Below are 12,673 nucleotides of genomic sequence, written 5' to 3'. Positions count from 1 at the left end.
ACCTGTGCCCTCATCAACCGCGGGCTTCTCAAAATCGAGGGACCGAAACTGTTACCCTTTTTCAAGAGCCAACTGGGACAAAGGCTGTGAGGCCGCACAATCCTGTTCAGCCTTCTCGGCCTCCAATACTGGTCGAAGTGGTCCGACGATGGATTGCGGAGTTCCGCCCTGCTTGGATCGTGTGGTGTCTCCTTGGCCGTCCTTTTGAAACCAACGAATCTCTATCTGGGTATCCCCGTCGCGTGTCTTGTGCTCCAGCGTCTGGGTGGGAGATTTTGGCGGTTTCCGATTGTGTGGATATGTGCAGCCCTCTCAGTCGGTCCGACCGTTCTCTGGTGGCTCCACTGCTATGATTTCCCCATCGCTTTTACGCCGTTTTGGGATTTTGGCCCGGGAGAGGACAAGTGGGGAGGCAGCCGGGTTTGGCTTGGCGATGATTTTGCGTACTTTTGGAAGCATATCCTATTCCACTACGTGATGGTTCCTGCGTCCGGCACTCTCCTCTTTCTTGGATGGTTGAAACTGACGCGCGCCAATGCGGCGGCCCTGGTCGGGTGGACCGTTGGAGTCGTCCTTTTCGCATTCACCATTTCGGAGGGTCTGCTCGGTCACGACTACTACCGGATACCTTTCATTCCCCTCTGCAGCATTTGGATGGGAGCGGGTACGGACGTACTCTGGTCGCGGCGGCGTACTTGGAGTCGCCTGATTCTCCGTGGGGGAGCGGTCGCGATCTGGGTATTTGTGTGGCGACAAAGCAGGCCCCAGATTCGGGGCTACTACGAGCGCGGTGACCCGACTGATTTTCGGCGCCTGGTCGAAATGACCAAGCGCAATACGGAGCCTGACGACCTCATCATCTGGCTCTCTGTGTGGGGGCACCCCGAGCTTTTCTACTATGCGGACCGCCGCGGTTGGAAGATATGGGAGGACTTCCCTGACCCGCCGTCGAGCTTCCTGGCACGAGCACGAAGGAATCTTTACGCCGTTATCAGCGCCTCGCGCCCTGAGGATCTCGAGCGTATTCTCCGAAATTCGGCTCCCGGGCAGGAGCTGATTCGTTTTCCTATGATGGAGCGCGACGGGGCCAACGCCGTCTTTGCGCTCCGATCGAACAAACTTCCACCCCGTACGTCGGGGCCGTTTCAATGGGTGGGGTACGGGGCGGTGTTGTCCGATCCGCTTACCTCGGCACCTTCCGCCTTCCTCTGGAAGGATGGTTACATGCAGGTGATCGCGCTCGGCCCAAACGGCAAGCCGTGGCATGCCTTTCATCAGCCGGGCATGGCCTGGCACTCCAATGGAGAGATCTTGGACGAACGCTTGTACTTTGACCCGGTCGGCTTCCTGCAATCGGATGGATACGTACAGTTTCTCGCGGTCAGCCCGAATTTCAAGCTCTGGCATGCCTATCGCGATGCCCAGTTCCGATGGGACAGCAGGGGCGAGGTCATGAGCCCGCAGGGGCTCTTGACAGCAGGAGTCTCGGGCTACGCGACGAACGACGGTCTCTTGCACGCTTTCCTTCTTGCCAAGGATGAACGGCCAGGACTCTCCCCCGGCGAAGGCCTGTTGAGGGAGGTGTTCAGGGACGCGACATCGAATTGGAGTGATGTCCCCCTCGGGAGAAGCATCCTTCTCTCGTCGGCCGCGAGCGGATTTCTCCACCCCGATGGCTCGACACAGGTCTTGGCGAGGAGTCCAAACGGCAGGCTATGGCACGCATTCAGAGATGGTCGGAACAATTGGCACTGGGTAGGGGAGGTGCTTGAGGACGTACTCACGTCGCGCCCGACGGGATTCATTGGACCGGACGGATTGATCCACGTGGTCGCCTTGGGGACGAGCGGCCGCTTGTGGCACGGCCACCGCGATTCTCAGGGCGCATGGCATTCGAACGGAGAAGTTCTAGCCGAACCACTCGGATCGGCGCCCTCGGCGGTGGTGGCACCCGATGGAATGGTTCACGTTTTTGCGCAGACTCAGGACCATCGACTTTGGGAAGCCGTGATGAGAAGTGTGAAGTAGGCGAGCGCCACCCGGAGCGTGGTACCCAGCTTCTCCTCCAAAGGGCCGTCAGTTCGCCGACAGGCCCTTCTTTCGCTTGCAATCCCGACCTACAACGAGGCTGCGAATTTGGAGGTGCTCCTGGCCGAGATTTTCGGGATCATGGGGTCGGCCGGCATCGAGATCATCGTCGTAGATGATGACTCACCGGACGAAACCTGGCGACTGGCCGAGGACTACGCCAAGAAGGATGCGCGGATCCGGGTGATCCGGCGCCGGTCGGAGCGCGGCCTCAGCGGCGCGGTGGTGGAAGGGTTCCGGCACGCCCGGGGAAACATCCTTGGTGTGATGGACGCGGATTTGTCTCACGACCCAAAGATCCTCCCGGAGATGATCGAACGGATCGAAGCGGGCGCCGACGTGGTGATGGGTTCACGGCGAGTACCCGGGGGCGGCGCCGACGATTGGCCGTTTCACCGTCGGTTGACCTCCAACGTGGCTACCGCCCTCGCCAGGGCGGTGATTTCCGTGAAGCTGATGGACCCAATGAGCGGGTACTTCGTCCTCCGGCGGGAGATCTTCGAACGCGTGAAGGATCGGCTCCGGCCGAAAGGCTACAAAATTCTATTGGAGATCGTGTCGCGCGCCAAACCCAGGCGGGTAGAGGAAGTTCCCTTCGTTTTTCGCGGCCGGACGCAAGGGCACAGCAAGCTGTCGCCCAAAGTCATGATGCATTTCCTCGAAATGCTTTTCGATCTCCGCTTTGGATTCTCCCCCATCGAAGCCTTCCGCCGCTTCAGGACCTGGGGTCGTTCCTGACCCTCAGCTTTGTGCGAGGAGCGGCCGCCCGGATGGCGAGCGTGCAGAAGCGTTTGGCGTCTTCCAACCATTCCAGCCTCTGCTCGTATGTGAGCCTGAGCCAGGCTTCCTGCTGTTCGCGTCGATGACGGGTCCAGCCGTCGTCCCGTTCGCGCTCAGTCATCGGGTGCATTCCTCCGAAGCCTGAAAATCTCTTCCAAAGCGTCGAGATCCGCAAGATCCTGCGGCCTTCCGGCTTCGCGTTTGAGGGTGATCAGATCCTCCAAACCCATCACTTTCAGTGCAACTTTCCCAATCTTCACGGGCACGCCCCGCGAATACGCTGCGTCGAACGGGAATGGTTCCTCCACGAAAAGATCGACCTCCGTGACCGGCATGTCAGGACTCCAGAGCGAGAAAACCCGCAACGACTTCTCCGCGATCCACTGACGCCGTTTACCCGGGTCGGCAAACTCGTCGGCTGACACGGGTAAGCGGGGACGGAAGCCCAGGCCGGCAAGCGCATGGAGGGCCGGGCGCACGTTTCCGGGTTCAAGGTCGATGAAGAGATCCAAGTCTGCCGTGAAGCGAGGGTGTCCGTGCAGGACAACCGCTACCCCTCCGACCACAAGATATCGGACCCGCGCCCGTTCCAGTGCGCCGAAAATGCGAAGGAGATCTCCCTCGGCCACGCTCAAAGATTATCACAGGCTTCACGAAACATCCCGCTTGGGGCCCTAATCCGACATGGCGGCTTCTTGTGTACGGGTCGAAACCTTGAAAACCCGTTGCTGGGGGGTATGATGAGAGTGCGATGAGCGTGATGGCGCAGGTCCGGTTCAACTATGAGGATTACTGCTCGCTTCCGGAGGGCAAGCGGTACGAGATTATCGACGGGGGATTACACATGACACCAGCACCAACAACCAAGCACCAGCACATAGCGAAGAAGATCGCCATGAGCTTCGTTGATCAGGTGGAGAAAACAGGGCAAGGCGTGGTCTTCTTCTCCCCCATCGATGTCTACCTCTCCGATGAAGACGTCGTCCAGCCTGATGTCCTAGCCGTTGAAAAGAATAGAGTGAAGATTATTCAAGAGAAGTATGTTCGCGGGGCCCCGGACATCGTTGTGGAGATCATTTCGCCGGAACACTCTGAGAGGGACAGGGTTGCGAAAAAAAAGCTCTACTTCAAGTACGGCGTCAAGGAGTACTGGATCGTTGACCCGGAGGCGCGGTCGATTGAAGTGTTGGTGTGGGAGAATGCCGGTTACAATCTCAAGGGAAGCTTTACAACCGGCACGGCGAATTCGTCGGTATTTCCTTCCTTGTCAGTCAACCACTCAGATATTTTCGCGAAGTAGTTCTCTTTTCAGTCGAAAAAGCGGAACCAGACCATGCAGAGGAGGTGGATGACGCCGTCCTTCCAGGTGATTTTCTTTCCTTCCGCGTACGTCCGGCCGTAGTAGGAAATCGGGATTTCGTACATCCGGCAACGCCGCTTGGCCACTTTCATCGTGACTTCCGGCTCGAAGGCAAATGTGTCGGAACGGAGTCTAAGACCGCGCAGGAGTTCGCCCCTGAACGCTTTGTATCCCGTCTCCATGTCCCGGAGATTCGTGTTGGTGAGGACGTCCGCCAGGAACGTGAGCAGCCGGTTACCCAGGTAGTGCCAGAAATAGACGACGCGCTGCGGGCCGCCGTGAAAGCGATTGCCGTAGACAACATCGGCCTTGCCGTCGAGGATCGGTGCGATGAGCTTCGGGATCTCGGCCGGGTCGTATTCGAGATCGGCGTCTAGAATGATGACGATGTGGCCTTTGGATTCCGCAATGGCAGTTCGAACGGCGGCGCCTTTTCCTCGATTTTTAGCGTGTCGCAGTACCCGGACCGGGAGGGTATTCTTGGATGACCAAGGCGCAAGCTTCATCGGGGTGGAGTCGGTGGAAGCATCATCCACGACGAGAACCTCCCGCGGGAATCCGAGCTCCACCAAGGCGAGTTTCTCAAGGAGCGCATCCACGGTGTTCTCTTCGTTGTAGACGGGTACGATGATCGTGAGCTTGGGGGAATCGAGAGTGGACATCCGGCGCTTCTATCGCATCGCTGCGGTCTTTTCAAACATGGCGGCGAGTTCCCCCGGCAGATCGTAGTCTGACCATCGCTCCCGCGCCTCTTTCCGGGCGAGTTCGCCAACGCGGGCGCGCCCATCGGCATCGGCAAGAAGTTCTCGGATGGCGCCGCTCAAGGCCGAGGCATCTCCCACGGGGATAACGATGCCCGTACGTCCTGCGCGAATGAGATCCGCCGTCCCGGCGGTGGCCGTCGCAATCACCGCGCGCCCGGCGGCCTGGGCTTCGAGTGTCGATCGCCCGAACCCTTCGTGCCAAGACGGCACCACGCAGACATCGGCCGCCGCGTAGTAGCCTGGGAGTTTTCCGTAGGGCCTCCAGCCGAGGAATTGAACCGAATCTTCGAGACCCCATCGACTTGCAAGCCGCGCGGCTTTCGGAGCGTCCGGTCCACTCCCCACAAAGACCGCTTTGACGGCCGTCTTTTCTTTTGAAAGTTCTCTCATCGATTCGAGAAAAACGTCCCACCCTTTTTCCCAGCTCAACCGTCCGGCAAACAGAATGAGCCCGCAGGTCTTCGACAATCTCCCCAGAAGGCTCTTCCTTGCGCTGCCCCCTGCGCGCGCCGCGAAGAACGGCTCAAGCCCGAATACAAGCGGAATGTAGAGGCAGCGCCTGTCGGGCATGCCCAACGCCCGGCATTGCTCCATCGTGCGGCGGTTGACCACCCGGATGGTTTGGGCACGCTTCAGCACCGTTTTCGCGAGACGATTCTGGACCCGGTTGAGGGCCGCCTCACGCAGATAATACGGGTTGTCCAATTGATCGGAGTGGACCTGGACGTTGAGAGGAACATGGAGCCATTTTGCAAGTGCGAGGCCGGCCCATCCCGCCACAAAGGGGTCCTGCGCGGTGATTACATCGGGTCGAAGTTTTCCGCTCACGGCCCTCCAGCGTGCGAGGGCGGCGGCCGGAAAGGCCAGCGGCGATCCGGGGACCACGGGATGGACGCTCACTTTGGCATCCAAAGCGAATGAAGGTGTGCGCGCACCGGATGCCCCCACAAGAATGTCCATGCGATCGACGCGGCTCGCATAGGCAATGTGTCGCAATTGGACGTCATTCAAATCTCCTCGCTCGGCGAGTCGCGCATCTCGGCTGATCATTAGAACCCGCATTTTGGATCCTTTCCCGAACACATCCATCCAAAGCGCCTCCCCGCCCACACCCTCGCCCTCGAGGGGGGAGGGGAAGGGAGGGGGTGACTTCTCGGGGATGGCCCCTCTTTCATTGGCGGGCGGTCTTTGAATACTCATCCAGGATCTCCGAGCCGTACCGGTGAATGTCGAACCATTTGGCCCGCTCGGCGGCCGCCAGCCCCATTCGAGAGACGAGCTTGGGGCGCCGGATGAGGTCATTGATGCAGCCTGCCAGGGCCTCCGGAGTGGGCTGATCGACGAGGAGGCCCGTCCGGCTCTCCTGCACCGCTTCCTCGATTCCCCAGACGCGAGCCGCGACCACCGGCAATCCGTACGCCATGGCCTCGGCGGCCGCGAGGGGGAAATGTTCGTAGATCGAGGGGAGGACGAATACATCGGCCGTTCGATAGTGCCCGGCCATCCTGAGGGGAGAGGTTTCTCCCGCGAGGCGAACGCGATCGGCGAGGTTCAGCTCCCGAATCAGGCCCTGAAGTTTGATCTCAATTTCTGTGTACCCGCCGCCCACGATATCGAGCGACACGCCGGAGTCCTGAAGAAGCGGAACGGCGCGAATCAGGGCGTCCAGATTCTTGCGTTGGATGAGTCTCGAGACCGTGAGCAGACGGAGGTGCTTGCCGGCATGTGGTTTGTGCGACGGGATCTCGGGAATCACCGCCAGGTTCCGGTGGGTGAAGATCTTCCCTGGAGGGAGCTTGAGGACGGTTTCGAGGAACCGGGTTTGGTCGTTGCTCAGCGACCAAACTTTCCTGCACAAGGAGAGGGCCAGCCGTTCCACTGCAATCAACGCGCGGGCGGGGAACCCTGAATTGTGCAGGGGCTTTTTTCCCGTTGCTGCGCTGATGCTGAATCGGGTCAATCTTTCCCAAGCCAGGTCGCCCGCATGTTTCACAAACACGGGTACGCGGTAGCGCCGGCCCACCAGCCCGGTTACAAACGTGAGGTAGTCCACTCCTGTCTGATGGACCAACAAATCCGGCTTGCGTTCGCGGACCATCCGGCCCAGCGCCGCGGCCGAGGCCGCATACTTCGCGGCCGGGCCGATGCCTGGGTCACGAATGGTCGTGATCTCGATGCCATCCTCCGACCGTTTCGCAGACCGTTCTGCAAAGGTCAGCACGCGGGCGTTCCACCCCCGTTGACGGCAAAGCCGGGCCAGCCGATGGGTTTGGATGGACGGCCCGCCGATCCGCGGAGGGTAGACTCCCGTGACGAAAAGAATATCCATCATGGCCTGACGGCCAGGCACAGCATGTCCCTTGCCAGCGGAGAAGGGCGGCCGTGCCCGGGGCGCGCAAGGGCATTGAGAACCCGGGATCTCCATCGTCCGTCGACTGCCGGCTCATACGGGAGGCTCTCTACACCCATTACTTCGAAGCCTGCCCGGTTCAGCATCTTTTGAAGTGCACGAGGAGAAAAATACTGTAGGTGACCTCCGGGTTCGAGATAGAGCCAGCGGGGTACATTCCGACGAAGGGGGTCGAGAATCGCCAGCTTGAGGCGGGTGTAGGCAAGGGAAGGGGTCTTGATGGCAAGGATCCCGTGTTTTCTCAGGAGCCGGCCCGCACGGTTCAGCGCGCCAATCGGGTCGTCGAGATGTTCGATCACGTCCAACAGGGTGAGGACGTCCACGGAGCCGCTTTTGACGGGTGCGCGATCGAACGTGGTGCTCCAGATCTTGAACCGTCCGTACCGGCGGGCCAGGCGAGCGGTGGGCAGGCTCGGCTCGACCCCCGTCACTTTGAATCCGCGCTCGCGGGCCAACAAAAGAAAACCTCCGACGTGACTGCCGACATCGAGAAGGCTCCCGCCGCGTTTGTGAACTTGTATGCGATCCAGAATCCGGCCATAGACTCCCGACTTGGCCACGTGGAGATGGCCGTCCCTAACATACTTTGACGTGTCCAAAGAATGAGCTTCGCGGAGCCCGCCGGAGCGGCAGAGCCTAAAGGCTCTGCTACAGGCGGCCCCGCTACGGGATCGGAGGGAGCCTCCAGGCATCAGGCCTGAAAGTCCGGGGGGTCTTGGCCAGATATACAGGAGCCGGCAGGACCGACAATCATGGAGGGCAGCTTCATCGCCCTTCCAAAAGATCCGACTCACACCGCCACAGATGAAACACCTCCCCTCCCCCATGGAGATTTGAGATTTCAAATTTGAAATCTCAGAGGCGTAGGAATCACCCTTTGAAGAAGTCGAGAAACCGGCGGAAGAAAGCCGTGAGCGTGTCCCGATCCCGCATGACATCGTTGTAGAACGCGAAGACCATCATGCTGAGAAGAAGTACCAATCCCGCGTGCTGCACGATCTCGAGCGCCCGCAGGCTGAGCGGCCGGCGCCGGATGGCCTCGATGCTGAGGAGGAGCATCTGTCCGCCGTCCAGGAGAGGAATGGGGAACAAATTGATGATGGCGAGACCGACGCTGATAAACGAAAGCATCATGAGATACGGCTTGAGGCCTTCCCGTGCGGAGGACGAGGCGGCCTTGATGATCAGGATCGGACCGCCGATGTTTTTCATGGATACTTTTCCCCGGATGAGATTGGCCATCACCTTCACGTGCAGAATCGTAATCTCGGCCGTCTTCCGGGCGCCGAGCACAAGGCTCTTGAACGGTCCCGATCGGATGACCGCGGTTTCCGGCGCGGCGAGAGAGATCAGCGGCTGAATCCCGATGCGCCCCACGGTCTTGGCGTCGCCCGTCGGTTCCTCGATCCTCGCCGAGGCGACGTCCACGGGAATCTGGAGCTCTTCCCCGCCGCGGAGGAGAGTCAGGCTGATCTTCTTGCCCTCACTTTTCTGAATGTACTCCACGAGTTGGCTCCACCGATAGACAGGGACCTTTCCGAACTCGATGATCTTGTCGTAGGGCTTGATTCCGGCCTTCTCGGCAGGCGAACCGGGCATGACTTGGGCTATGTAGAGCTCCGGTTGTTCGATGCCGGCCATCTCCTGGGCGGTCTTCAGTTGAACCTCCACCGTCTTCCCCTCACGATCCACCGTGACGACCAAGGGGTAGGTTGTGCCGTGGAGAGCGGCGGCAAATTCCTCCCATGTCTTCACTTCGGTTGAGCCGACCTTGGCCGCCCGGTCGCTGTTCCGAAACCCTACGCTCTCCGCCGGAGATCCACGTCGCACCGCCAGGAGCGGTTCGTAGGGATACGGGCTGAGGTGCTTGAACTCATCCACCGGGATGGGGTAGCCGACCCGTTGCCCGCTCCGCTCAACGACAAGCGTGACGTGTCCTTTCTCCGGGACCTTTTCCTCGACCTCCGTCCACGTGCGCACGGGCTGGCCATCCACGTGGCGAATGACGTCGCCCGCGCGGAGGCCCTTCTTGGCCGCGAAGGTCATCGGCTCCACGCGCTGGATTCGAGGAGTAACTTCGGAAACGCCGACCATATACATGAAGCTGAGGGCTACGACAGGGAGAATGAGGTTCCCCACCGGCCCCGCCACGACGATCATGGCCCGTTGGAAAATCGGTTTGTTCAGGTAGCTCCGGGGGTCCTGGTCCTTCTCTTCCGCGGTTTCGCCCTGCATCTTGACGAACCCGCCCAGAGGGAGGGCCGCGACCTGGTACTCCGTTTCCCCGATCTGCTTCCGCCAGAGTGAAGGACCAAACCCGATGGAAAACTTCAGGACTTTCACCCGGAAGAGTTTGGCCACCAGGAAATGGGACAATTCATGTCCGAAGATGACGAGTCCGAGGAGGAGAATCGCTCCGATAATGCTAATGAGCATGGCACATCCCTTGGGCCGTCTCGCGCGCGCGGCGGTCCACTTCAAAAATGTCGCTTACATTTTCAATCCGGCTTCCCGTGACTTTGTCCAGCGTGCCCGAGACGGTGCGCGTGATCGCCGGGAACGGGATTTTGCGATCGAGGAACGCGTGAACGGCGACTTCGTTTGCCGCGTTCATCACCACCTGCGAGCCGTTCCCCGCGCGGAGGACTTCATAGGCCAGCGGAATCGAGGGGAAGCGCTTGGGGTCGGGTTCGAAGAACGTGAGGGACTCCAGCCGCGCGAGGTCCAACCGCGGGAGCGTCATCGGCAATCGGTCCGGCCACGCGAGGGCATAGGCGATGGGCACTTTCATGTCTGGAAGGGCCATCAGAGCGAACGCGGCGGTGTCCACGCACTCCACCACGGCATGAACAATGCTCTGGGGATGCACCAGAACGCGCAGCCGGTCCGCCGCCACATCGAAAAGCCAGCGGGTCTCCACCAGCTCCAGCGCCTTGTTCATCAGCGTGGCGGAATCAATGCTGATTTTTCGACCCATCCGCCAGACGGGGTGCTTCAGCGCCTTCGTGGGCGTAACCCGTGAAAGGCTCTTCAGCGAAGTCCGGAGAAAGGGCCCGCCGGAAGCCGTAATCGTGAGGCTGAGAACCTGGGAGGAGGGCTTCCCATCGATGCACTGAAAGATGGCGTTGTGTTCGCTGTCAATCGGAATAATTCTTGCGCCGGATTCGCGCGCCAGTCGCATGAAGAGCTCTCCTCCCATGACGATGCTTTCCTTGTTGGCCAAGAGAACCGTTTTCCCGGCCTTGACGGCCGCGAGAGTGGGCGGAAGACCGCTCGATCCGGAGATGGCGGAAACGACGACGTCCGCTTCGGCCGAGCCGGCCAGCCGATCCAAGCTACCCTTCCCCGAATCGATGCGACAGGCGAACCCCTTGAGATGCTTCCGCAATTCTTTCTCCGCGGCCGGGGATGGGACCGCGACGATGCCCGGATGGAATTCGCGAACTTGCGCGGCGAGCTTCTCCGGGCTCGATCCGGCGGCCGAGAGGCCGACCACGTCGAATCGATCAGGGTGGCCGCGGATGACGTCGAGCGTCTGGGTTCCGATCGAGCCGGTCGAACCGAGGATGGCAGCTTTTTTCACGCTGTTACCTGTTCGCGCGTCAACCCGAATCGGCGTTCGCGTTTCTCGTAGGCCCGCAGGGCGCCCTTGAATTCTTTTTCCCGGAAGTCCGGCCACAAGGTCTCGGTTACATAGAGCTCCGAATAGGCGGATTGCCAGAGCAGGAAGTTCGAGAGGCGAAGCTCGCCGCTGGTGCGGATGACGAGGTCCGGATCCGGAACGTCCGGCGCGTAGAAGTGGCGCCGGAGGCCGGCCTCGGTGATGGAACTTTTCCCGGCGTTGCCGTTGCGCGCGCGGACCGCCGAGTTGACGGCATCCAGGATTTCCTGTCGCCCGCCGTAGCTGAGGGCGAGAATCAGATCCATTCTTCGATTCCTTCGGGTCGCGCGCATCGTCTTTTCCAACTTCTCCCGCGTCGGGCCCGGCAGTTGATCCAGGCTTCCAATCGCCCGCAACCGGATCTGCTGATCCATCATCTCTTTCAATTCGTCTTCCAGATATTCTCCCAACAATTCCATCAAAGACCGCACCTCGGCCGTCGGCCTTCCCCAGTTCTCGGTGGAGAAGGCGTAGAGGGTCAGATATCGCACGCCAAGCCTTCGGGCGGTTTCAACAATCGCCCGTACGGATCGAGCCCCCTCCCGATGACCTTCCACGCGGTCGAGTTTCCGGGACTGTGCCCACCGACCGTTTCCGTCCATAATAATAGCCACATGCCGTGGCAGCGATTTCCGGGGCATCGATCGATTATAGAGTAAAGGGTGGTCCTCTTGCAATTTCGGGTCCCCGGCGCTAATCGTAAAGGATCATGGGCACGCTTGATTTCCTGAAAATGCAGGGGACGGGAAACGATTTCGTCTTCTTCGACGCCCGTGAGCACAAACTCCCCCATCTTTCCAAACTAGCGGGGGAATTGTGCGACCGCCGGTTCGGTGTCGGGGCGGATCAGATGCTTCTCTTGGAGCGATCCTCCAAGGCGGATTTCCGCATGCGCATTTTCAACGCTGACGGCAGCGAAGTGGAGCAGTGCGGCAACGGTATTCGGTGCCTTGCCCGGTATGTGTGGACGCGGGGACTGTCGAAGAAGAAGGTGCTCTCGGTCGAAACGGGCGCCGGGATCGCTCGTTTGCAACGCGCGGGCAGTCTCGTGGAGGTGGAAATGGGCGAACCCGTATTGGACGGGGAGAGAATCCCCACGCGGGCGCGGGGTCGCGTGGTGAACCGGCCGCTCAAGGTGGAGGACCGCGAATTCCGCGTCACCTGCGTATCGATGGGGAACCCCCACTGCGTAATCTTCGGGAAATCCAATGGCGTCGATCTCGTCGAGCAGTACGGACCTTTGCTTGAACGCCATCCGTTTTTCCCGAAGCGGACAAACGTGGAATTTGTCGACGTGAAGCGGCCGAACCGGCTCCAGGTGGGTGTTTGGGAACGGGGTGCCGGACGAACGCTGTCTTGCGGTACCGGCGCGTGCGCCACGGTGGTGGCCGGCGTGTTGAATGGCAAGACGTCCAGGGATTGCGAAATCGTTCTCCCCGGTGGAACCTTGAGGGTGCGGTGGGATGCACGATCGAATCGGGTATACATGACGGGGCCGGCGGAGGAGGTTTTTGCCGGTCGAATCCCACTCTCCCCGCTATCGCGGGCGTCCTGCCCGCCGAAAAGGTCGAGAGTGCGATCGGCATCACGCCGGATCGAAGTATGAGGAC

The 12,673-nt window shown here is 60.4% G+C and carries 13 protein-coding genes; 4 read left to right on the top strand and 9 right to left on the bottom strand.

Annotated elements, in window-relative coordinates:
- Nucleotides 1-192 precede the first annotated feature (192 nt).
- Together HYT87_18900 and HYT87_18895 are read left to right on the top strand one after the other, a co-directional pair.
- Nucleotides 193-2,028, top strand: a complete 1,836-nt coding sequence (locus HYT87_18900) for a hypothetical protein (protein MBI2061813.1) — start codon at nt 193-195, stop codon at nt 2,026-2,028.
- Between the two features lie 18 nt (nt 2,029-2,046).
- Entirely contained in the window at nt 2,047-2,826 is a 780-nt protein-coding gene (locus tag HYT87_18895; GenBank protein MBI2061812.1) for a polyprenol monophosphomannose synthase, read from the top strand.
- Here HYT87_18895 and HYT87_18890 read toward each other — a convergent pair.
- Complete coding sequence (locus HYT87_18890; GenBank protein MBI2061811.1) at nt 2,804-2,989, bottom strand: hypothetical protein; 186 nt, start codon at nt 2,987-2,989, stop codon at nt 2,804-2,806. The two genes, HYT87_18895 and HYT87_18890, sit on opposite strands and share 23 nt — an antisense overlap.
- Entirely contained in the window at nt 2,982-3,497 is a 516-nt protein-coding gene (locus HYT87_18885) for a nucleotidyltransferase (protein ID MBI2061810.1), read from the bottom strand. The genes HYT87_18890 and HYT87_18885 overlap by 8 nt, the downstream gene beginning before the upstream one ends.
- Before the next feature lie 122 nt (nt 3,498-3,619).
- Here HYT87_18885 and HYT87_18880 point away from each other — a divergent pair, with 122 nt between their 5' ends.
- Nucleotides 3,620-4,168 carry a Uma2 family endonuclease gene (locus HYT87_18880; protein MBI2061809.1) on the top strand — a complete coding sequence of 183 codons (549 nt, stop codon included), beginning with the start codon at nt 3,620-3,622 and terminating at the stop codon, nt 4,166-4,168.
- Between the two features lie 8 nt (nt 4,169-4,176).
- Here HYT87_18880 and HYT87_18875 read toward each other — a convergent pair whose 3' ends face one another.
- From HYT87_18875 to HYT87_18845, 7 genes are all read right to left on the bottom strand, one after another.
- The gene (locus HYT87_18875) at nt 4,177-4,890 is read right to left on the bottom strand and encodes a glycosyltransferase family 2 protein (protein MBI2061808.1); all 714 of its coding nucleotides are present in this window, start codon (nt 4,888-4,890) and stop codon (nt 4,177-4,179) included.
- Nucleotides 4,891-4,899: 9 nt separating this feature from the next.
- On the bottom strand, nt 4,900-6,192 hold the full coding sequence (locus HYT87_18870) for a glycosyltransferase family 4 protein (protein ID MBI2061807.1): 1,293 nt from the start codon (nt 6,190-6,192) through the stop codon (nt 4,900-4,902).
- Nucleotides 6,164-7,342, bottom strand: coding sequence for a glycosyltransferase family 4 protein (locus tag HYT87_18865; GenBank protein ID MBI2061806.1), 1,179 nt, complete (start codon nt 7,340-7,342; stop codon nt 6,164-6,166). Before HYT87_18865 ends, HYT87_18870 begins: the two co-directional genes overlap by 29 nt.
- Nucleotides 7,321-8,001 carry a class I SAM-dependent methyltransferase gene (locus HYT87_18860; protein ID MBI2061805.1) on the bottom strand — a complete coding sequence of 227 codons (681 nt, stop codon included), beginning with the start codon at nt 7,999-8,001 and terminating at the stop codon, nt 7,321-7,323. The genes HYT87_18865 and HYT87_18860 overlap by 22 nt, the downstream gene beginning before the upstream one ends.
- Nucleotides 8,002-8,272: 271 nt before the next feature.
- A complete protein-coding gene (gene rseP, locus HYT87_18855; protein ID MBI2061804.1) occupies nt 8,273-9,838 on the bottom strand; it encodes an RIP metalloprotease RseP in 1,566 nt (521 codons plus the stop codon).
- Nucleotides 9,828-10,985, bottom strand: a complete 1,158-nt coding sequence (locus HYT87_18850) for a 1-deoxy-D-xylulose-5-phosphate reductoisomerase (GenBank protein MBI2061803.1) — start codon at nt 10,983-10,985, stop codon at nt 9,828-9,830. The genes rseP and HYT87_18850 overlap by 11 nt, the downstream gene beginning before the upstream one ends.
- Nucleotides 10,982-11,704 (bottom strand): isoprenyl transferase, encoded by a 723-nt coding sequence (locus HYT87_18845; protein MBI2061802.1) that lies wholly within the window; start codon nt 11,702-11,704, stop codon nt 10,982-10,984. The genes HYT87_18850 and HYT87_18845 overlap by 4 nt, the downstream gene beginning before the upstream one ends.
- A gap of 68 nt (nt 11,705-11,772) precedes the next feature.
- On the opposite strand from HYT87_18845, the gene HYT87_18840 reads away from it, so the two are divergent.
- A complete protein-coding gene (locus tag HYT87_18840; GenBank protein MBI2061801.1) occupies nt 11,773-12,669 on the top strand; it encodes a diaminopimelate epimerase in 897 nt (298 codons plus the stop codon).
- Nucleotides 12,670-12,673: the final 4 nt, after the last annotated feature.

Source organism: Nitrospirota bacterium, from assembly GCA_016180645.1.
Lineage (GTDB): Bacteria > JACPQY01 > JACPQY01 > JACPQY01 > JACPQY01 > JACPAV01.
The sequence above is the reverse complement of the archived record's forward strand: the minus strand, read 5'-3'. Positions and strand labels throughout refer to the sequence as shown.